The organism is Paenibacillus sp. EC2-1 (assembly GCF_049311625.1).
Taxonomy (GTDB): Bacteria; Bacillota; Bacilli; order Paenibacillales; family Paenibacillaceae; genus Paenibacillus_AQ.
Map to the genome: position 1 here is coordinate 3,392,689 of NZ_CP186006.1, position 21,959 is coordinate 3,414,647.

General features: G+C 44.0%; 22 protein-coding genes. All 22 read right to left on the minus strand.

The window, feature by feature from the left end; translation table 11 throughout:
- Positions 1 to 51 precede the first annotated feature (51 nt).
- The 22 genes from ACK8P5_RS15765 to ACK8P5_RS15870 all read right to left on the minus strand — a co-directional run bounded on the left by ACK8P5_RS15765 (position 52) and on the right by ACK8P5_RS15870 (position 21,930).
- Positions 52 to 630, minus strand: coding sequence for a hypothetical protein (locus tag ACK8P5_RS15765; RefSeq protein ID WP_422657217.1), 579 nt, complete (start codon positions 628 to 630; stop codon positions 52 to 54).
- Positions 631 to 715: 85 nt separating this feature from the next.
- Positions 716 to 1,717 carry an acryloyl-CoA reductase gene (locus tag ACK8P5_RS15770; RefSeq protein ID WP_422661490.1) on the minus strand — a complete coding sequence of 334 codons (1,002 nt, stop codon included), beginning with the start codon at positions 1,715 to 1,717 and terminating at the stop codon, positions 716 to 718.
- A 226-nt stretch (positions 1,718 to 1,943) separates the two neighbouring features.
- Positions 1,944 to 3,413 (minus strand): nicotinate phosphoribosyltransferase, encoded by a 1,470-nt coding sequence (locus ACK8P5_RS15775; RefSeq protein ID WP_422661491.1) that lies wholly within the window; start codon positions 3,411 to 3,413, stop codon positions 1,944 to 1,946.
- 49 nt (positions 3,414 to 3,462) lie between these two features.
- Positions 3,463 to 4,011 carry a cysteine hydrolase family protein gene (locus ACK8P5_RS15780; protein ID WP_422657218.1) on the minus strand — a complete coding sequence of 183 codons (549 nt, stop codon included), beginning with the start codon at positions 4,009 to 4,011 and terminating at the stop codon, positions 3,463 to 3,465.
- A 45-nt stretch (positions 4,012 to 4,056) separates the two neighbouring features.
- Positions 4,057 to 4,842, minus strand: coding sequence for an NUDIX hydrolase (locus ACK8P5_RS15785; RefSeq protein WP_422657219.1), 786 nt, complete (start codon positions 4,840 to 4,842; stop codon positions 4,057 to 4,059).
- Between the two features lie 145 nt (positions 4,843 to 4,987).
- Positions 4,988 to 5,401: a RicAFT regulatory complex protein RicA family protein gene (locus tag ACK8P5_RS15790; protein ID WP_422661492.1), complete on the minus strand. Its 414-nt coding sequence runs from the start codon at positions 5,399 to 5,401 to the stop codon at positions 4,988 to 4,990.
- A 76-nt stretch (positions 5,402 to 5,477) separates the two neighbouring features.
- Positions 5,478 to 7,037, minus strand: coding sequence for a tRNA (N6-isopentenyl adenosine(37)-C2)-methylthiotransferase MiaB (gene miaB, locus ACK8P5_RS15795; RefSeq protein WP_422657220.1), 1,560 nt, complete (start codon positions 7,035 to 7,037; stop codon positions 5,478 to 5,480).
- Positions 7,038 to 7,236: 199 nt separating this feature from the next.
- Positions 7,237 to 7,809: a phosphate propanoyltransferase gene (gene pduL, locus ACK8P5_RS15800; RefSeq protein ID WP_422657221.1), complete on the minus strand. Its 573-nt coding sequence runs from the start codon at positions 7,807 to 7,809 to the stop codon at positions 7,237 to 7,239.
- A 110-nt stretch (positions 7,810 to 7,919) separates the two neighbouring features.
- On the minus strand, positions 7,920 to 8,786 hold the full coding sequence (locus ACK8P5_RS15805; protein WP_422657222.1) for a 2-oxoacid:ferredoxin oxidoreductase subunit beta: 867 nt from the start codon (positions 8,784 to 8,786) through the stop codon (positions 7,920 to 7,922).
- 2 nt (positions 8,787 to 8,788) lie between these two features.
- Positions 8,789 to 10,543, minus strand: coding sequence for a 2-oxoacid:acceptor oxidoreductase subunit alpha (locus tag ACK8P5_RS15810; RefSeq protein WP_422657223.1), 1,755 nt, complete (start codon positions 10,541 to 10,543; stop codon positions 8,789 to 8,791).
- A 126-nt stretch (positions 10,544 to 10,669) separates the two neighbouring features.
- Entirely contained in the window at positions 10,670 to 11,632 is a 963-nt protein-coding gene (locus tag ACK8P5_RS15815; RefSeq protein ID WP_422657224.1) for a dipeptidase, read from the minus strand.
- A gap of 84 nt (positions 11,633 to 11,716) precedes the next feature.
- Positions 11,717 to 11,977 (minus strand): stage V sporulation protein S, encoded by a 261-nt coding sequence (locus ACK8P5_RS15820; protein WP_054956146.1) that lies wholly within the window; start codon positions 11,975 to 11,977, stop codon positions 11,717 to 11,719.
- A gap of 131 nt (positions 11,978 to 12,108) precedes the next feature.
- Positions 12,109 to 12,903 carry a TIGR00282 family metallophosphoesterase gene (locus ACK8P5_RS15825; RefSeq protein ID WP_422661493.1) on the minus strand — a complete coding sequence of 265 codons (795 nt, stop codon included), beginning with the start codon at positions 12,901 to 12,903 and terminating at the stop codon, positions 12,109 to 12,111.
- An 83-nt stretch (positions 12,904 to 12,986) separates the two neighbouring features.
- Positions 12,987 to 14,528, minus strand: a complete 1,542-nt coding sequence (gene rny / locus ACK8P5_RS15830) for a ribonuclease Y (protein ID WP_422657225.1) — start codon at positions 14,526 to 14,528, stop codon at positions 12,987 to 12,989.
- 348 nt (positions 14,529 to 14,876) lie between these two features.
- Positions 14,877 to 15,620, minus strand: coding sequence for a regulatory protein RecX (locus ACK8P5_RS15835; protein WP_422657226.1), 744 nt, complete (start codon positions 15,618 to 15,620; stop codon positions 14,877 to 14,879).
- Positions 15,621 to 15,750: 130 nt separating this feature from the next.
- Positions 15,751 to 16,812 (minus strand): recombinase RecA, encoded by a 1,062-nt coding sequence (gene recA, locus ACK8P5_RS15840; protein ID WP_422661494.1) that lies wholly within the window; start codon positions 16,810 to 16,812, stop codon positions 15,751 to 15,753.
- 236 nt (positions 16,813 to 17,048) lie between these two features.
- Positions 17,049 to 18,311: a competence/damage-inducible protein A gene (locus ACK8P5_RS15845; RefSeq protein WP_422657227.1), complete on the minus strand. Its 1,263-nt coding sequence runs from the start codon at positions 18,309 to 18,311 to the stop codon at positions 17,049 to 17,051.
- A 111-nt stretch (positions 18,312 to 18,422) separates the two neighbouring features.
- Positions 18,423 to 19,010 (minus strand): CDP-diacylglycerol--glycerol-3-phosphate 3-phosphatidyltransferase, encoded by a 588-nt coding sequence (gene pgsA, locus ACK8P5_RS15850; RefSeq protein WP_422657228.1) that lies wholly within the window; start codon positions 19,008 to 19,010, stop codon positions 18,423 to 18,425.
- A gap of 232 nt (positions 19,011 to 19,242) precedes the next feature.
- On the minus strand, positions 19,243 to 19,734 hold the full coding sequence (locus tag ACK8P5_RS15855; protein WP_422657229.1) for a YajQ family cyclic di-GMP-binding protein: 492 nt from the start codon (positions 19,732 to 19,734) through the stop codon (positions 19,243 to 19,245).
- A 158-nt stretch (positions 19,735 to 19,892) separates the two neighbouring features.
- Positions 19,893 to 20,063 carry a hypothetical protein gene (locus ACK8P5_RS15860; protein ID WP_422657230.1) on the minus strand — a complete coding sequence of 57 codons (171 nt, stop codon included), beginning with the start codon at positions 20,061 to 20,063 and terminating at the stop codon, positions 19,893 to 19,895.
- A gap of 89 nt (positions 20,064 to 20,152) precedes the next feature.
- Positions 20,153 to 21,130 (minus strand): RodZ domain-containing protein, encoded by a 978-nt coding sequence (locus ACK8P5_RS15865; protein WP_422657231.1) that lies wholly within the window; start codon positions 21,128 to 21,130, stop codon positions 20,153 to 20,155.
- Positions 21,131 to 21,162: 32 nt separating this feature from the next.
- Positions 21,163 to 21,930, minus strand: a complete 768-nt coding sequence (locus tag ACK8P5_RS15870; protein WP_422657232.1) for a DUF3388 domain-containing protein — start codon at positions 21,928 to 21,930, stop codon at positions 21,163 to 21,165.
- Positions 21,931 to 21,959: the final 29 nt, after the last annotated feature.

Genomic DNA, 21,959 nt, shown 5'->3' on the forward strand with positions numbered 1-21,959 from the left:
GCTAAAAAGACGAGCACCGAAATGATTCGTTATACGCTCGTCTTTTTACTGTTATTCCGTAATGATTTGCATCGAGTTTGATCGGCGCGGTACATGTTGCAACACTTTCAAGGCCACCTGATTCACTTGTTCGATGTACTGGTCTCGTTTAATCCCTCCAGAGGTGTATACTAACGCCGCCTCTTTAAAACCAATAATCCTGTTATGATTCGTTTTCCCCGTATCATTGATGCCATCAACTCCGTACAATTCCTTCATGGCATTAACTCTTGTCTGCTCGTCAGTAAAAACATACACCGTGATGAGTTGACTAGAGTCACTATTCATTCGATATTGATACGACAAGTTCCCAGCATCATCTTCTGCATAAGTTTCATTCGTTAATTGAATATTCATGTCCTTAAATAATTGCTGCATGGTATCCAAAAACTGACCATTTAGCCCAAGCCCTTGTGATTCAGCCGCTTTATTCCCGTCCCGATAGGCTTGCATATTATACTTCCGCATTTCATCCTTAGCTGTGTCTCTGCTACATCCACTCAATAGAGACGTAAGTAATGATATCGCAAGTATCCCCATTACTGAGCGTTTCACCATCGTACATACCCATCCTTTCCAATCATACTTCATGAATAGCAGTATGACTTCCTAGGATTAGGATGCCAGGCAATGAACGTGATTATGCGAATATATTATGCGAATAAACCTTTTCTTCTTAGAGTGAGATGATACTTCTTCCGGCTGCTTCCCCTCTTAAGATACCCGCTAAAATATCCGGAAGCTCATTAAGCGTATGTACATGAATACCTAAGCGTAACGCCGATTCAGGTTTCCATTCATCTGCTAGCTTGGCCCAGATCTCTTGTCTTGTTTCCATCCTGCAAAAAACAGAATCAATTCCGAGCAGCTTCACGCCTCTAAGAATGAACGGATATACTGTAGCTTCGAATTGCCCCCCACCGGTTAGGCCGGATAAAGCAATCGCTCCATCATACTTAACACGTTTCAATAAAGAACTTAACTGAGTACCACCAACCGGGTCTATTACTGCAGCCCATTGCTCTGATGACAACACACCTTTCGATTCGGCTGCAGCTTCTTCTCTTGTCACTACAGAACTAGCACCGATTGACTTCAACCACTCACCTTGAGTAGAAGCTTTTCCTGTAGATGCTATAACATTGAACCCAAGCTTGGACAATATTGAAATTGCAAAGCTTCCTACGCCGCCTGTAGCGCCTGTCACAAGTACCGGACCATCCTTTGGATTAATCCCATTCCGAAGCAGACTTGCTACGGACAGAGCGGCTGTAAATCCTGCTGTGCCGATTCCCATGGCTTCTTTATGCGTAAGTCCTTCCGGTAATGGTAGCAACCATTCTCCCTTTAGCCGTGCGTACTGACTGTACCCTCCTTCATGAGTGACACCAACCTCATATCCGGTACAAAGAACCTGATCACCAGGCTTGTAAGAGGGATGCGTCGATTCCACAACAGTTCCAGCTAGATCGATGCCCGGGATAAATGGATAACGCTTCACAATTTTTCCTTCTGGAGTACTTGCAAGGCCATCCTTATAATTGACACCGCTGTACAGGACCTTAACGATTACATCCCCTTCTGGGAGTTGATCCAATCCCCAAGCTTCAACGCCGCTGCGAAACCCTTGATGATCATTCCTAACTACAAACGCATCAAATATGATGTCTTTCTTCATATCCATATCTATACCCCTTCCCTTCATCCTTCTATGATAAATTCTAATGGATCTGGGCCGCTATTAAAAATGTCCAAGCTGAATCCGTAGCATGTTTTGTCGTCTCCTGCGGTTTCCCGAGAAATAATGCGTGAGCAGCCTATTAAAAATGGCAGGTCAAGAGATATACCTCTTGCCTGCCATTCGTTTATTAGAGTTTCAATATCATGTATCTTACAATCAAGCGCTACTCTTCGCTACTTTCTCCTTGATGCTCTTCCAAGTAATCTGCAATCAGCTTTTGTTTCATGTCCCACACTTTCTCACTCAAATTCACACGATAAATTTCTGGGTTGAGCTTTCTCAAGTATTCGGGCCAGAACTGTTTCAGCTGAAGATTGTGGTACTCACGAATTTCTTGCAACGTCGGAAGCTGATATACCAATTCGCCGTTCTCATAGATCGGTTCAAGCATCGATACAGCCTCGAAATCACGTACGTTTTTGCGCATATAAGGATGAAGTGGATTAAACAACTTCAATTTACCCGAATCAGGAGGCATTTTCTCTTCCGGGAAGCTGATATAGTCAGCAATTGCCTTTCCGCTCCCTTTAGACACGATACGGAAAACATTCTTTTTACCTGGAGTGGATACCTTCTCAGGATTACCTGAGATCTTGATTGTAGGAACCATTACACCGTCCACTTCACGTTCAACCAGCTTATATACCCCGCCTAGTGCAGGTTGATCTGCTGCTGTAATGAGCTGGGTTCCAACACCCCAAGTATCGATGCGAGCCCCTTGTGCTTTCAGATCCAATATGGTTCCTTCATCCAAATCGTTCGATGCAACAATCTTAACGTAATCTAGACCTGCATCGTCAAGCATTTTACGAGCTTGAATCGACAAATATGCGAGATCACCACTGTCGAGTCGAATAGCATTCATTCGTTTACCCTGAGCTTCTAGCTTCTTCGCTGTATTAATTGCATGTGGCACGCCGCTTTCCAACGTATCAAATGTATCTACCAGCAGTGTAACTTGATCCGGCATGACTTTTGCAAATATATCAAAAGCTTCTTGCTCATTATGAAATGTCTGAACCCAAGAATGAGCATGTGTTCCCTTTGTAGGAATTCCAAACATTTCACCAGCAAGCATGTTCGAGGTTGCATGGAAACCAGCGATATACGCTGCTCTCGCCCCCCAAACCGCTGCATCGGCTTCTTGAGCACGGCGTGTACCAAACTCTAACAATATATCATTTGGAGCTACTTGACGAATACGTGAAGCTTTTGTAGCTATTAAAGTTTGAAAATTCATAAAGTTAAGTATCGCTGTTTCAACAAGCTGAGTTTCAAATATCGTACCTTCCACACGGATCAAAGGCTCATTCGGAAATACGAGTGCCCCTTCCTTCATAGCATGAATATTCCCTCTGAATCGGAACCCACGTAGTTCTTCCAAAAATGCCTGGTCGTAATTCTCCTCCTGCTTAGCAAGGTATGCAATATTATCTTCAGTAAAGTGGAGGTTCTCAATATAATTTACGATTCGTTCAAGACCAGCAAAAACCGCGTAACCATTACCGAAAGGAAGTTTTCGGAAATAAGCCTCAAACACGGCCTTTGTATGATGGGAACCATTGATCCAGTGTGCGTACATCATATTAATCTGATATTTATCTGTATGTAAAGCGAGTCCTGCTGTCAACATCATGATCCTCCTCCTGTCACTCGGCTAAGATGCCGAATGCTTCAAGCTGTCAGTTATCTCCACTTCGAACAACCGCTGCACCAAGGCTACCCTTAAAATGACCGAGTGCCCAATGATGTCCCTCCGGATTAAAGCTTGCTACAGCATCTTCATATATCTTGAGGGAATATCCACGGTTATATGCGTCAACAGCTGTGTGAAGTACACAAATATCGGTGCAGACCCCGATCAGATGAATCTCCCGAATACCACGCTCTCTCAACTTCACGTCAAGATCCGTGCCACAGAATGCACTATAACGTGTCTTATCCATCCAATAAATCTTATCTTTGCGGGACTCGTATACTTCTTGAAGCTCTCCGTATAGTTGACGTCCTCGTGTGCCCCGAATATTATGCGGAGGAAATAACTTGGCCTCAGGATGAAATGGATCATCCTCCTCATGCAAATCTACCGCCATTACAACGAAGTCACCTTCATCAACATACGCTTTCGTCAACTCGGCTACGGTATGTTGAATTTCTACAGCAGGCTCTCCAACAGGTAAATTGCCGTCTACAAAATCATTCGTAAAATCAACAACAATCAATGCTTTCATTTGCAGCTCACTCCCTTTGATATAAGTTATTATTAAACATTATCATTAGGTATAAATCGAAAGCAGTGGAGTGTGGTCTGTAAAACGGTACAACTGAGCAGGTCGCTGTGAGTATTGATTGGAGTTCAATAGTTTACCATCCTTATCCCGCACTTCTTCCAGAATGCCTTGCCGGCTACGGGTTGAAGTGATCTTACGAATGAAGTTCGGCTCTTTAAATTCAGGCACTACAGTCTGAATCACCTGATATAACTCACTCAGTGTAAAATGCTCAGGTAAGAACTGCTTGGCAATCGTTGTCTGCAGCATCTGATGTTGAATTTTTCGATATGCATCAAGAATGATCTCTCTGTGGTCGAAGGCAAGTTCAAGCTCTTCTAATGCTTCATCGATGGTAAATAGCCCCACCTCTTCGGCATCATCAGCTGCCTGTCTATGTTCCAGCATCCATTCTTCTACAAGAGCATAGAATGCCTGACTAATAATCCATCCCCGTGGATCGCGACCAGGAGTACTGTAAACACCTAGGTATTCCAGATGACCCCCATCTACACCTGTCTCTTCCTTCAGCTCACGCTTCGCTGCATCATAAATAGACTCACTCTCACGGCAAAATCCACCCGGTAAAGCCCACATACCGGCACATGGCCACGATCTGCGCCTAATCAGCATGACTTTAAGCTCTCGAATAGGAAGTGTCTTCGTCACCGTCTTACGTTCCCGCTTCGTCAGTGTAAACATGACGATATCTGCAGGAACTCCATCCGGTGTTCTGTATTTCTTGATGTTAGTCATCGGCTTCTGTTCATTAACCGTCATATTCATCACCATTTATTTTCATTTTGATAATATCATTATGACATATTGATTCTCGATGTCAAGTTGTTACTGTTGTTATTTCTTTATATTATTCAATTTAAACGCCATCCTTACTAGCGCAACAGAAAAGGCGCGGAAATTAATCCGCACCTTTGCTTTAACCGCAGCTGCTCGGTGGAGTGTCTTTACCGGTCTCTACGTTTACTTTTTGTGAAACGGTATCGTGAATAACGGATACGACCAACTGTAGCAAATAGTTAATATCACTTTGGCTTTGTTGGAATTCAACAACAAGTGGGATTCCATCAATCTCATCTTGGAGCTGTTCGATTTCACGTTCAATTTTTGCAACCATGTCTTTATTCTGGAATGTCTCAAATGCAACGATTTCCTTTTGCTTTTTCTTAATCGTCTTAATCAGATCTTGAACACGTTCGTGATTTCGAATTTTCTCTTCCGCTTGTTGGAACATTCTCACTTCTTCGCTTGTGGAGATCAGTTCAGCAAGTTCTCCAGCTTTTTCCATGATGTCTTCGCGAATAATCAAATCACGCGTATTGAATGTCGGCATTCCATATTTATTTACACGACCCTGCTCCTGTGTCACGTTCATCGCTCCCAATTATTCATAATGAAAACCATATGAGTTAAACCGCGTCTATCGCCACGCTCGGATCTGTAATCATATCACCTTTAATGTACCAGGTCATCGGATCTGTAATCCGAACATGTACAAAGCTGCCAATTAAATCCGCAGATCCTTCAAAGTGAACCAGCTTGTTAGAACGAGTCCGTCCAGACAGCATGGACTCATTGTTCTTGCTAACTCCTTCAACTAGAACCTCTACGGTTCTACCTAGCATACGGTCATTACTCTTGCGACTCTGCTCATTGATGAGTGCATTCAAGCGCTGAAGGCGTTCACTCTTCACTTCCATTGGAACGTTATCTTCCATCACTGCTGCCGGTGTACCCTCACGCGGTGAATAAATGTAGGTGTAAGCAAAATCATAGCCTACTTCTCGAACCAATGACAGTGTTTCCTCGAACTGCTCGTCCGTCTCGCCAGGGAAACCGACGATGAAGTCGCTCGTCAATACAACGTCTGGAATCGCTTTTTTGATTTTCTGAGCCAACTCTAGATACGCTTCACGCGTATATTTACGACTCATCTTCTTCAGCACTTGACTGCTGCCCGACTGAACTGGAAGATGGATGTGCTCCACCAGATTTCCACCCTTCGCCAAGACCTCGATCAAATGATCATCAAAATCCCTTGGATGAGAAGTGGTGAATCGAACACGCGGAATATCAATCTTGTGGATATCATCCATCAAGTTCGCAAATGTGTAATTTATGTCTGTAAAATCCTTACCATAAGCATTCACGTTCTGACCCAGAAGTGTAATTTCTTTAAAGCCTTGGCGCGCTAGCTCTCTTACTTCTGCAATAACATCCTCTGGTCTGCGGCTACGCTCCTTGCCCCGTGTAAACGGAACAATACAATACGTACAGAATTTATCACATCCGTACATTATGTTGACCCAACCCCGCAGCCCTTCACGCTTCTTAGGCAAATTCTCAACAATGTCGCCTTCTTTAGACCACACCTCAACAACCATTTCCTTACTGAAGAGCGCTTCTTGGATCAGATGTGGAAGACGGTGAATATTGTGCGTACCAAACACTAGATCTACGAATCCGTGTTTTGATAATATCCGTTTAACGACGCCCTCTTCCTGTGACATACAGCCACACACACCAAGTAACATATCCGGTTTCTCGGTCTTCAAATGCTTCAAATGACCCAACTCACCGAACACTTTGTCTTCTGCATTCTCACGAATTGCACAAGTATTCAGCAAAATAATATCGGCTTCCATTCGTTCTTCCGTAGGTTTATAGCCCATCTGTTCAAGCATACCCTTAATCGTCTCTGAATCATGTTCATTCATCTGACAACCAAATGTGTATACAAGATAGAACTTTCCTAATCCGATGGTCTTGAATTCCTCCGGTAAAGCCGTATCATACAGGACTTGAACATCCTGCTTACCGCGTTGTTTCTCTTGTCTATGGTTAGGCTCCGATAGAATGTTGATTTCCCGTCCCCGGATTCGAATTCTCTTACCGTTCTCGTCCTCAGACAAAATCTTGGCATCCGAAAAATCAAAATACTTGGAGTAGTCCTTCTGTTCTTTGGACATTCGCTCGGTCACTCCTTAAAATCTGCAATAAATCCATGCTTATTTCACAAAACCTGCCATATAGGCACTGCCTCTAATTATATCATGATCTTCCATCCTAGGCTACTGTCACACGATTGACTCTATTTATTTCTATTGATATAGCAAAAAGAGCCAGCCACTGGTAGATCCAGTAGCTGACTCTTGAATAAAATCGAAATTAATCAACGATTTCTGCAGTATCTCCTGTTTTGGCACCAGCAGCATTCGCTTCATCCGTATCAATGTGCATATCCAGTGCAAAGCTATCAGATACACGTGCAATGACATTCTCAAGCACAAGAGCACGCTCTCCGCCAAGACGTACTTTCAACATTTGCTTGTCTTTAATGCCCCACTTCTCAGCATCGGAAGTATGGAAGTGAATATGACGAGCTGCCACAATTACACCTTCATCTACAGTTACTTCGCCAGCAGGACCTTTGATTGTAACGCCTGGTGTGCCTTCGATGTTACCAGATTCGCGAACAGGTGCTTTAACACCAATCGCAAATGAGTCTGTACGGGAGATTTCCAGCTGAGTAGCAGGACGAGCTGGTCCCAAAATTCTGACTTTATCAAATTGTCCTTTCGTACCGATCACAGCCACTGTTTCGTTAGCTGCGAATTGTCCTGGTTGGGACAATGGTTTGAATTCGGTTAATTGATAACCAGGTCCGAACAATGCTTCAATATGTTCTTGAGTTAAGTGAATATGGCGGGCAGAAACACCCACAGGTACAGTTTTACTCATGTGTCTCACTCCTTGTTTTCTCTATAAGCTGTACATGCCAACATCTATTATACTCCCTATTACCCAAAAATAAAAAGGCAGTACGGATTTCCCGCCTGCCTTAATTGATTTTATTTGAATTCTGCTACAAGATTGTCAAATTGTTCAGGTGTTAGTTCCAGCTCTTGATGAGCGAGAGGTGTGTCCTTAAATCCAGAAATTTGATTCTCATAACTCTTACGGCTTTTATCTTGATAGATCAATCCTGTAACAAGTCCATTCGTTTCCATTAGTTTCGTCATTGCACTAATTCGATTGGAGGAATCGTATTCAGGGAAGCTGTCTAAATTAACAATATTCTCTTTAAACCACTCATACGTGTTCACTTTGTTAAACGTAACACATGGGCTGAATACATTAATGATCGAGAAGCCTTCATGTTTAATGCCTTCCTCGATTAGAGCAGTCAGCTGTTTAATGTCACTGGAGAACGACTGAGCCACAAATGTAGCTCCTGCTGAAAGTGCAAGTTCGAGCGGTGACAGTGTCGTCTCAATTGACCCTTCAGGCGTACTCTTCGTAACAAAGCCTTCTGCGCTTCTTGGTGAGGTCTGGCCTTTTGTCAAGCCATAGATCTGGTTGTCCATTACAATGTATGTAATGTTAATGTTTCTGCGGATCGCATGAATGGTATGACCCATACCGATAGCGAATCCATCCCCATCTCCTCCTGAAGCAATAACCGTCAGATCGCGGTTGGCGAGTTTTACACCTTGTGCAATGGGTAGAGCCCGTCCATGAATACTATGAACGCCGTAAGCGTGAATATAACCAGATATCCGACCCGAGCAGCCAATACCTGAGATGACAGCCAGCTGATCCGGTTCTAATCCACAGCTGGAAGCAGCACGCTGAATGGCAGCTTGAATGGAGAAGTCACCGCAGCCAGGACACCAGTTCGGTTTGACATTGTTTCTAAAATCTTTAAACGTAGCCATCTTTATACCAGCTCCTTGCTGTCGACATAGACACTTTTACATTCGTTATAAATAATGGATGGCAGGAACGGGTTCCCGTCATATTTAAGTACACTGCTTAGCTTTTCATTTCCACCTGCATTCAGCTTTATCAGGTTAGCAAGCTGTGCAGTCGCATTATTCTCCACCACAATTACTTGTCTTGCTCCCTCTATATACGGCTTCATCTCTTCTGCAGGGAATGGGTGCAGCAAGCGTACAGTTACGTGATTCGTGCTAATTCCATCACGTTCAAGCTGCTCTCTTGCCTGATCAATCGTTCCCCCCGTGGAACCCATACCGATAATCAGTAGATCCGGATTCTCATATGGAGCGTCTGCCAAGATTGGATTGGTCACAACCACATGATTCAATTTACCAAGGCGTTTATCCATCATTTTCTTACGGTTGTCTGCGGACTCCGATGGACGTCCAGTTTCATCATGCTCAACACCGGTCACGTGATGGATTCCGTTTTTGACACCGGGTAGAACGCGTGGAGATACTCCGTCATCAGTCAATTCATATCTTTTGAATAGAGCCTTGTCCTCTTGAGCAGGTACATCGCTGACAAGATTTCCACGATTAATAACAATGCGGTTGTAATCCAGTGGTTCACAGGACTGTTTACCAAGCGACAACTGCAGGTCTGTTACAACGATGACTGGCACTTGGTACTGCTCAGACAAGTTAAAAGCTTCGATCGTATCATAGAAGCACTCCTCAATAGAACTTGGAGCTAGTACAATTTTGGGAATTTCGCCATGAGTGCCGTGAATCATTGCATTAATATCACTCTGCTCTTGCTTCGTTGGAAGGCCCGTACTTGGACCCCCACGCTGGGTATCCACAATAACGACTGGCGTCTCTGTCATACCTGCAAGGCCAATGGCCTCCATCATAAGTGACAAGCCTGGTCCAGCAGATGCCGTCATCGTACGAACACCGGCATAGTTGGCACCAATCGCCATCGTTACAGCAGCGATTTCGTCTTCTGTCTGCACGACAGTCCCACCGAATTTAGGGAGTTTTTTAATTAAATATTCCATGATTTCAGAAGCAGGTGTAATCGGGTAGGCACTCATCAATCTGCATCCCGCAGCTACCGCACCCAGACCGATCGCATCATTTCCTATCATAAATAGCTTTTGCTTGCCATCAGCAGGCATAAGCTTAAACTCATCTAACGGGCCACCCGCCAGATCAAGCACATAATCAGCACCACGCTTTACCGCTTCAAGGTTCTTCTCAACTACAGCTGCACCTTTACGACCGAACTCTTCTTCCACAGCGCGATTAAATACGTCTAACGGTAGTCCAAGCAGCGCCCAAGATGCACCTGAAGCAACCATATTTTTCATCAAGGATGTTCCGAGCTCCTCAGCTATGGCTGTAATCGGTACAGGAAACAGACGAATGTTTGCACCTTCTGGAACGACAGGAGTAAACTTCGCATCTGCAACGACGACTCCACCTTCACGTAACTCATGGGCATTCAGATCGATACTCTCTTGGTCAAACGCAACAAGGATGTCTAAATCATCCGCAATGGATCGAATCGGTTGTGTACTAATACGTATTTTATTATTGGTATGTCCACCTTTAATTCGAGATGAGAAATGTCTATAACCATAAAGGTAATACCCCAGCCGGTTTAAGGCTGTAGAGAAAATACGGTCGGTACTTTCGACTCCTTCACCTTGTTGTCCCCCGATTTTCCAAGATAATTGACTGATCAAGCTCTCCACTCCCTTTTTTTCTATAACAGCAATAATATTGCATCATCAAGTTCATTTAATCACGATAAAGTTTATCGGCTTAATAGTTAAATATCAAGAAATTTTTTCTATTTAACATTTCATAGATTATATTTTAGTTAAATTTAGAGGCTGTGTCGGCAAATGTTTCTCCAAGAAATTGAAGGCATTCCTTGACATCCATCCTTGAACCAACTGCTCAGGATAGTGCTTTAGCAGTGTATTTCCCCACTCTTGATAACGGCGAGGACTCTCTAATCCATCAACCCATTCATCAATTCCATCAAAATCAGACCCGAACATCAAATGCTCCGATCCTCCAAGAGAGCAGACTCGCTCAATATGAGGTAATAAATCTTCAGGCTTCACAGGATGCTTATCACGCTGTATGAACCAGGGTACAAACGTCAGTCCGATGAGACCGTCCATTGCAATAATTGCACGAATCTGTTCATCATTCAAGTTGCGAGGGTGCGAACATACCTCAATGGCATTTGAATGAGACGCAATTAACGGCTTCGTAACAAGTTCTGTCAGCTCCCAGAATCCGGCAACAGACAAATGAGATACATCGAGTAAAATGCCGAGTTCATTGCATAATTCAATCATCTCACGTCCTTTGCTTGTAAGTCCACCCCCACGTTTCTCCATTACACCATCTGCAGCCCAATTGGCATGATTCCAAGTCAGTCCCATAAACCTTACTCCCAATTCATAACAAAGACGGACATAGAATAGATTCCCTTCTAGCCCGTCCACACCTTCAAGGGATAAAAGCCCCCATCTACGTCCTCCATTTCGCACACTGCTAACCTGTTCACGCCATTTAAGCCATTCCAGATGTCCTGCTTGCACCAATCGGTCACGAAATATATCAATCTGAGCCGTCACACGTTCAAATGAAGCCCGACCATAACGCTCTGTCAAGAATATAGCAAACACTTGAAGTGCTACGTCCCCTTCTTCCAATGTCTCCATCGTCACATCTAAATTTGGATTCTGGGCAAAGCAAGCTTTCGGATTTTCCCACAGCTTACTCAGTGCATCGCAATGAAAATCTACAACCTTCATCCATCAAACCCCTCTCTTCCATTCCATAGCAAAAAGCCTGTTTACTTAAGATCGGTAAACAGGCTCATCCTCAACATCCCATCATTATCTAGGTTCTACGATTAGCTTTATCGCCGTCCGGTCTTCGCCATCTATCACAATATCCGTAAAAGCAGGTATGCAGATTAAGTCTACCCCGCTTGGTGCTACAAATCCCCTGGCAATGGCTACAGCCTTAACAGCCTGGTTCAGTGCTCCCGCTCCAATTGCTTGCAACTCCGCTCCGCCGCGTTCACGGAGAACTCCTGCCAGTGCACCAGCAACTGAATTTGGATTGGATTTTGCTGAAACTTTTAATACTTCCATGGTAAGTACCTCCCCTGGGAATGTTGAGTGATGGTTTGCTTCCGTTTACTAGATGTTATTCGTGAGGTTGGAAAAGATTCCTTCTTTTTGCCAATCGTTCCTTATTAACTCTTAAACAACTGGCCTCACTTTTAATCCATCCGCCACTCATCTTCGTAAAGGCGAATCTTTTCGATTTTTTTTGCTTTGCCGGTTGTATCGTCCAGCTGCACATAAACCGCATGGAAGTGCCATTTTCCTTCATCAACTTGGAACCTGGCTGGAAGCTGTGTCTTGAATTTATACAGAACCGCCTCCCGCTGCATCCCCAGAATCCCTTCCTTGGAGCCTACCATTCCCGTATCCGTCAAATAAGCCGTGCCATTCGGCAGAATCGTATCGTCATTACTCTGTACATGTGTGTGTGTACCTACAACGATTGAAGCGCGACCATCTAGATGCCATCCCATAGCGATCTTCTCGGATGTAGCTTCCGCATGAAAATCAACTAGAATATGCTTATACTTTTTGCGAAGCTCGTCTACAATTTCATCTGCCGCTCGAAAAGGACAATCAAGCGCAGGTAGAAATGTCCGCCCCATCAAATTGACTATTGCGAGCTCCTTACCATTCGCTTTAATCAGCGTTGAGCCAAGTCCAGGTGTTCCTGGTGGGTAATTTGCAGGCCTTACCATCCGGGGTTCATGATCAATGAACTCAAAAATATCACGGTTATCCCATGTATGATTACCCATCGTTATACCATGAATCCCCCAGTTAAAGAACTCGTTAGCGATCGCGGAAGTAATTCCCCGTCCAGATGCTGCGTTCTCTCCGTTAGCAATAATAATATGTGGGTTATATTTAGATTTCAGCTCTGGTAATGATGCTTTAAGCGCCTTTCGACCTGTACTTCCAACAATATCTCCGATGAATAAAACGTTGATGTCAATCCACTCCTCTAATCGCTTAAAAATTGTTTATGAAAGATAAAAAGTGGCCAAGAAGCGGCCACTTTTTATCTAGGACATTATTTCGCGTAATCAACCGCTCTTGTTTCACGGATGACGGTGACTTTGATATGACCAGGATAGTCCAGTTCATTCTCAATAGTTTTGGTAATGTCACGCGCCAAGCGGAAAGCTTCGGCATCATCGATCTTATCAGGTTGTACCATAACACGAACTTCACGTCCGGCTTGAATAGCGTATGATTTCTCAACACCTTCAAAGGATTCGGTAATCGCTTCGAGCTTCTCAAGACGTTTAATATATGTCTCCAGCGTTTCTCTACGAGCTCCAGGTCTTGCTGCGGATAATGCGTCAGCAGCACCTACGAGCATTGCGATAACTGAAGTTGCTTCACAATCACCATGGTGGGAAGCGATACTGTTGATGACCACCGGATGTTCTTTATACTTTTTCGCCAGCTCCACGCCGATTTCAACGTGCGAACCTTCCACTTCGTGATCCAGCGCTTTACCGATGTCATGCAACAATCCGGCACGTTTCGCCAAGGTGATGTCTTCTCCAAGCTCTCCAGCCATCAGACCCGTTAGATAAGCTACTTCCATCGAATGTTTAAGCACATTTTGACCATAGCTTGTACGGAACTTCAAGCGGCCCAGGATTTTGATCAAATCCGGATGTAGTCCGTGAACACCAACCTCAAAGGTTGCTTGCTCTCCGTACTCGCGAATACGCTCGTCCACTTCTTTACGGGACTTCTCAACCATCTCTTCGATACGCGCCGGATGAATTCGACCGTCCGCAACCAATTTCTCCAATGCTGTTCGGGCGATTTCTCGGCGAATCGGATCGAAGCCTGACAGAATAACTGCTTCCGGAGTATCATCGATAATGAGGTCAATCCCTGTAAGGGTTTCAAGCGCACGGATGTTACGTCCTTCACGGCCAATAATTCGGCCCTTCATTTCTTCATTCGGCAGTGTAACGACGGAAACCGTCGTCTCTGCAACATGGTCTGCTGCACAACGCTGAATAGCAAGCGTAATAATTTCACGCGATTTCTTATCTGCTTCTTCCTTCGCTTGTTGCTCAAGCTCTTTAATCATTTGTGCAGTTTCATGGCGAACTTCCTGCTCTACATTACTCAAAATGATGCTTCTCGCATCCTCCATGGTCAGATTGGAGATACGCTCCAGTTCTGTTACCTGGTTTTTGTAAATTAAATCAATCTGTTGCTGGGTTTCTTCAATTCGTTTCTCTTTGTTCGCCACTTGTTCTTCTTTACGTTCCAAAGATTCTAATTTTTTATCCAGCGATTCTTCCTTTTGCAACAATCTGCGTTCTTGTCGTTGAATTTCATTCCGACGCTCGCGAGTGTCTTTGTCAGCCTCGGCTCGAATTTTGTGGACTTCATCCTTAGCTTCGAGAACCGTTTCTTTTTTCAGTGCCTCTGCTTCCTTTTTCGCGTTTTCTACGATTTGGACAGCAGCATGCTCAGCACTGGAAATTTTAGCTTCTGCAAGGTTTTTGCGAATAAAATAACCGAACCCAAAGAATATAGCGGCAACGAAGAGAACGATTATGATCCAGATCAAGGTCTCCATCTGTTCACCTCCTCGTTGGTTCCTCCAAGGCATTCCTTGGGATGTTCAATTGTCATGTCACTCTAGCTTCATTCATACATAAAATTTCGGCAGCTTCGTCTACCGTCAACATTGCGCATGTAACCATACGCATAGCCCGCCTTTCGGCAGATTACATTTCACTATGAATTGGCAAATCATGAATCTTTCATATAAGTAACTTTTTTGGAAGGAAAAAGGCACCTGTACATGATAAAGATTCATTTTCATTTTAGTATTTATGAAAAGATATTGTCAAGGGAAAGCAATGGTTAATGACCATGTTCATCCAAATATGATTCTATTAATACCATAATATTCCATTTTTCCTTATTCGAATACTTCTAACTCTTCTAGAGAATTTTCAGCCTCTTTATCCTCAGTTATTAATTTATTGATTACTTTGCGCACTTGTTCTCCTGTAAAGCCCCGGCGCATTAAAAAAGCACCTGTCTTACGTTTGCGCTCAAGTGCATCTCCTTTGATCTGCTGCCACTTCTTCTTTCCTATCAAATATGCACTATAAAACTCATCCTCTTCATTCACTTCATTTAAAGCTTCTACGATAAGTTCACTATCAATGCCCTTCTGTCGAAGCTCCTGCCGCACCCACATGCGTCCCTTCTTCTGCTTCGTAATCCGCTGTTCAGCCCATTGCTTAGCATAAAGCTCATCATCAACTAAACGTTCCTGCTGTAGACGCTCTATCGTCTTCTCGATCCCGTCAGCAGTCATTCCCTTCTGACCAAGACGCTGCGCAATCTCCTTCTCCGTACGGGGCTTTCGTTCCAAGAAACGCAGTGCCTCCACATAAGCTTGCTGCCGTTCATCAGCAACAACAATCTCCTCTAGCTCTTCCTTCTGGAATACGGCACCTTTCATCAATCGATATTTGATCATGATATCTTCATGAACAGACATGCTATACTGCCCAAATCTAATCAGGTAACAATGCTTAGGTTTTCGCATCATCTCAACGGAGGTGATCACTAAGTCCTGGTCATTCGGAAAAAGAGATATTCCTCTTGACTCATCGTCTTCTATTGAAGACTGTTGATCATTGTGTATGTCCATAAAATCCCCTCCTGCTACACTCATTCTTACAATTATAACATTTTCGATCAGATCTAGATTGTAAAGAAGACCGTTTGGTGTAATAACTAACACCAAACGGTCTATCAGATACCGCTAAATATACTATAAATTATTCAGCTTTAAACAGTTCTTCTTCTTCCTGTTCTTCCTTAAGCTTTTCACTTTCACTAGCTTCAGGTACATTAGTTGACAGATTGCTTGCCTCACGAATTTTCCGCTCAATAACATCAGCAATCTCCGGATGCTCCTTCAGGAATTGCTTAGCATTCTCACGGCCCTGACCCAAACGTTCACCTGTATAGGAATACCACGCGCCACTCTTATCAACGATATCTAGTTCTGTACCAATATCAATCAGGCTGCCTTCTTTCGAAATGCCTTCTCCATACATAATATCGATTTCAGCTTGTTTAAAAGGAGGGGCTACCTTATTCTTGACGACTTTGACACGTGTACGGTTACCTACGACGTCATTCCCCATCTTGATACTCTCAATACGACGAACATCCAAACGAACCGTTGAATAGAACTTCAACGCACGGCCCCCTGGGGTTGTTTCTGGGTTACCAAACATTACACCAACCTTCTCACGAAGCTGGTTGATAAAGATAGCAATCGTCTTCGACTTGCTAATTGCCCCTGACAATTTACGAAGTGCTTGAGACATCAAACGAGCCTGTAGACCTACGTGAGAGTCACCCATGTCACCTTCGATCTCCGCTTTCGGAACAAGCGCTGCTACCGAGTCGATAACGATAATATCGACAGCACCACTACGTACCAATGCTTCTGCAATCTCAAGAGCCTGTTCACCCGTATCTGGCTGAGACAGCAACAGCTCATCAATGTTAACACCTAGCTTGCTCGCGTAAGCAGGGTCTAGAGCATGCTCCGCATCGATAAATGCAGCTTGTCCACCCACTCTTTGAACTTCGGCCACAGCATGGAGTGCTACGGTAGTCTTACCGGAAGATTCAGGTCCATAGACTTCAATGATCCGGCCTTTCGGAAGACCGCCTGTTCCTAATGCTATATCCAATGCCAAAGATCCGCTCGGCACGATTTCGACTTGCATGTGAGTTGATTCACCCAACTTCATAATTGAACCTTTACCGAACTGTTTCTCTATCTGACGAAGCGCCATATCCAGCGCAGCACGACGATCTGACAATTCTTCCACAACCCTTCAATTGTTGATAGATTAATCATACCTTGTTTCGTTTCGTTTGCCAAGTATTTTTTCGAACATACATTCGTTTTTTTTACTGAAGCATTCCCTCCTTGGTTTGGACCGCAGGTGCTCCAGAAACAGCAAAAACCGCGGCAACATCATTTGATATGCCACGGTTCTTCCGTAAGTCGATTATACTGAACAATAGTCTTTGATTCAAGTCTATTGTTAATTTTTTACTGAAATTGAGTTGCTGTAAGTCTCAGCCACAAACGGTACAAGATCGCCTTAGTCGCACGTAGACGAACCATCTCTCTGTCACCTTTAAGGTGAAGCTCATGTACTTCTGTCTTCTTGCCACGCTCTGACAATCCGATATACACAAGTCCGACTGGTTTACGTTCTGCATATCCTGGACCAGCTACTCCTGTCACAGATAAACCGAAATCACTATCTGTCACCATGCGAATCTGTTCAGCAAGAACCTCCGCTACTTCAGGGGATACTGCACCTGGCGCATCCTCACCTTCTAGGAGCTGTTGTGGAACATTTATCAGCTTATGCTTGATCTGATTCGTATAGCAGACAATGCCTCCTAGAAGCATCGTCGCGCTGCCTGGAATTGAAGTGATATTCTCCATTACCAAACCACCTGTACAGCTTTCCGCAGCACTAATGGTCCATCCTTGATCAGCCATCATATCAACGATAACTTTTTCAATGGGAACATCCTCGTTTGCATACATATGTTCTGGAACAATCCCCTTGATCTGTTCTTCGAGAGCAGTAAGCCGCTCCATGGCCTCACCTTCGCTGGAAGCCTTGGTGGAGATGCGAACCGTCACTTCGCCTTCTTTTGCATACAGAGCGATGGTGGGGTCGCTTTGCTCGCTGATTAGATCACTAAGCCGGTCATCCAGCGCAGACTCACCGATCCCCGCAAATTTAAGCATCTTGGAGTAGAGTGGCAACTCATCGGTGAGTACATGCTGCATTAACCAAGGCTTCGCCTGTTGTTCAAACATCGGCATCAGCTCTCTTGGAGGTCCCGGAAGTACGATATAATGAGTGCCATCATGAGTAATAGCATTCCCTACAGCAAGTCCTGTCTCATTCGGCAGTGGTGTTCCTCCATCTATTGACAAGGCCTGGCGTTTATTATTCTCTGTCATTTTCTTACCACGATCCATAAAGAAGCGGTCTACATTGTCCATAGCCATTCTGTCAATATGAAGAGAAGTCCCGATAAATTCCGCTAATGCATCTTTCGTAATATCATCCTGTGTCGGTCCTAGACCCCCGGTCAAGATTATGATATCTGTCCGAGCACTGGAGATTGCAAGTGATTCCTTGATACGCTCCATGTTGTCACCAACGACGGTCTGATAATAAACATCGATCCCCATACTTGCAAGTTGTCTGGACAAATATTGTGCATTTGTATTTACGATTTGACCGAGCAACAGCTCGGTTCCGACCGCAATAATCTCTGCTTTCATTCCGCGTAAAACCTCCTGATCTATTCTCTTTATAATTTTCACCGTTTATAACAATCTAATTAACCCTCACCATTATGGAAGAAAAAAGCAATAGGATTTCTCCTATTGCTATTATGCCCCGGCCCCTCTGAGAAGGTGTTTGTTTTTCACAAAATATTCTGCGCCAGAGTAGATCGTAATCAATGCGGCAGCCCAAATTGCAATCTGATCAAACGGCACTCCAAAGAACACGAACGGAAAATTATTGATCAACAGAGCAACAATCGCAACAATCTGAATCACTGTCTTTAACTTACCCGAATTTCCAGCTGCTACAACAGCTCCATCAAGCAGAGCAATCTGACGCAGTCCAGTTACGGCAAATTCACGGCTAATAATCACCACAACAATCCATGATTCCACTTTTCCCATTTCCACTAAAGAGATAAGAACAGCAGCCACAAGCAATTTATCAGCCAATGGGTCGAGTAATTTACCAAGATTAGTTACCATGTTGTTCTTACGAGCGAGATAACCATCAATTCCATCTGTGCTGGCTGCCACAATAAAAATCAAAGCGGCGATAAGCTGGTTATATGGCAGTTTAAAACCATTCCATACGATCGGCTCTGGATAAAAATTGAAATCCACCAGCAAAAAAATCATCATAACGGGTATCAGGCAAATTCGGGCCAGCGTTATGCGATTCGGTAAATTCATGAAGCAGCCTCCCTCTATTGGGGTTGTTATTACCCGCAACCGACTTCATAACAGTCAGTTTTTCGACCTAAGATTTGAATCCTATGTACCTAAAAGCTCAATAAGCGGATAGCAGCACATGCTAATGAGTCTATCCACACCTTGATATATCGAATTTCAGTATAATATTAAGGCTGGTTCCATGTCAAAAAGAGAAAGACCTCCTCCTCGCACACGAAGGGAGGCCTGCAGCCTATTTAAAGTTGGTAAACTGCAGATCCAGCGGTAGATCGGCTTTGCGCAATAACTGCATGATAGCCTGAAGATCATTCTTACTCTTACCCGTAACCCGAATCTGATCACCTTGAATCTGACTCTTAACCTTGAGCTTCGAATCACGAATCAGAATATTGATCTTCTTCGAGTTCTCCTGATCGATTCCCTGCTTCAGCGAAAGACGCTGTCTAACGGTTCCTAGTGATGCAGGCTCAATCTTACCATAATCCACATTCTTCAGAGATAATCCACGCTTTACCATCTTGGATTGCAAAATATCGATAACCGCGTTCAGCTTGTATTCATCCTCAGATGCGATGACTAGCGCGTCTTTATCTAGTTTCAGACTGCTTTTGCTGCCCTTAAAATCGAAGCGATTCTCAATTTCTCGCTCCGCTTGGTTAATCGCATTACTCAATTCCTGCATGTCCATCTTGGACACAATATCAAATGAACTTTCAGAACTCATGGTCATTCCTTCCTTTCGTGCAATATGTCTACTCTATTATAGGTTATAACTCTGGTGGAAGTCTAATCCTTCAGACCATGATTCCTCCATCACCCTAATACATCTCTATACAAAAGACTTCGTCTTCCCTCTGAGAGAGAATACGAAGTCTTCATCTTCTAATTTCCTGCCCCGCTCTTACCAGGTCCGCGGAACATTTCGAGAACGCCCAGTAGGATATGAGCTAATCCAAACCCTAGTATACCGTAGCCCCAATTATTCGGGATTAGAAAATAACCCAAGAGACTTACAATTACACCTAATAAAGTTACAATCCAACTCACAGACATCTTGATGCCCACCTCACTTGCTATAGGATGAAAGATAGCGGTGCGCATAAACCGCACACCGCTATTACTTTATCCTGAGAAAGGAAAATTTATTCGATATCGTTAGTTCCGGTTTCGCTACTGCCCGTAGACCCTGCATCTGCAGGTTCAAATAGCAATCGTGATGATGTTTTACCATCCGTTACAGGTTGCCCACCTACCGTAATTTCTGTAGCTGGTGAGTATCCAGACTTCACGTACATACCTTGGCTATCTAACTCAAAACTTACAGATTCACCAGCGTTCATCATTCCGAAAGAGAGCTTCTCCCCCGTGGAATTGTATCCCCGGTAAACCTCCACCCAGCTCTGTCCAGAAGCTTTAATTTCTACTTTAACTGGGGCATCTCCTGATGAAGCTACTTTGAAGACCACATTCTTGCCTTCCTTACGGTCTTCTGTAACCGTTATTTGACCTTGCTCGCCTTCGGTATTGTTCTCATCAGGATTTTGGGTGTCGTCCTCACCGTTAGATTCATCTCCTGGTGCAACATCCGTTTCTGGGTCTTTATTCGTTCCTTCATCCGTAGTACCACCTTCACCTTGAGCACCTCCGGGATTCGGTGTCGTAGGCTCATCGCTTCCACCTTGTTCAGAAGGATCATTCTGAGTAACAGGCGGCACCTTATCAGGCACGTCACTGTTAGTTTTATAAGCATATAAAGCAATGACAGCGATAATCAAAATAGGGAATATCCACATTAGTAACGTTGGAACCCAACTGATATTCCGGTCTGATGATGTCCTTGTGGCACGTTTCTGCATCACAGGCTCCATTGTTGCTTCCGGCTCAGGCTTAGGCACATCCTGTTTATGTCCCTCAAGCAGCTCATCCGGATTTAAACCTACCGCTTCCGCATAGGTTTTGATGAATGCCCGGACATAAAAGCTGCCTGGAAGCACCTTATAGTCCCCAGCCTCGATGGCTTCTAAGTAGCGTTTGCGTATTTTTGTAACTTCCTGCACGTCGTCCAGACTCATGCCTTTTTGTAGACGTGCTTCTCTTAATTGTTGTCCCAGTTCGGACATACCATCACCTCCTCTTGGAATTTCTGCGGTCATTACAGATCGTCACTGTACGAACCGGTGAATGTATCATAAACGATTTCCTCGCCCGGATTGTTTCGAAGTTCGATCAGAATATCAAAATCATCGTATGAGTATTCGGATTCCCGCACAAATATATCCGGATGCTCAATTACTTTCGTGCTCTCCATAGACATAATGTCTTGAAGTAACTGATAGTGCTTTTCGTTAGAACGTATGGTACTCACAATTCCGTCAATAATGAAGACATTGGTTGGATTCATTTCATCCTCAGATAGCTGACTTCGAATCGTCTGTCTTAGCAATGTAGAGGATACAAATGTCCACCGTTTCATGGCACATACACTACCTGCAATAATGGATTCTGTCTTGCCGACACGTGGCATTCCTCGGAGACCAATGACCTGGTTTCCTTCCCGCTTAAACACTTCACCTAAAAAATCAACAAGTAAACCTAACTCATCACGAGTAAAGCGAAATGTTTTGTGATCGTCAGAATCCCGGTCAATATAACGGCCGTGACGAACTGCCAGTCGATCTACAAGCTTAGGAGGCCTTAGTGCCGTCACCGTAATATTCTCGACCTTGTTTAACATTTTACCCATTAAAGTGATTTTCTCTTCATCATCCGTCTCTAGAAGCATACCTCTAGTCTGACCTTCTACGCCGTTGATTGTTAGAATGTTCACTTCCATCATACCGAGCATAGACGCAATATCCCCTAGTAAACCAGGACGGTTCTTATGTATCTTATACTCCATATACCACTGTTTAGATTCCACCAAAACACCTCACCCGAACTTCTATTCCA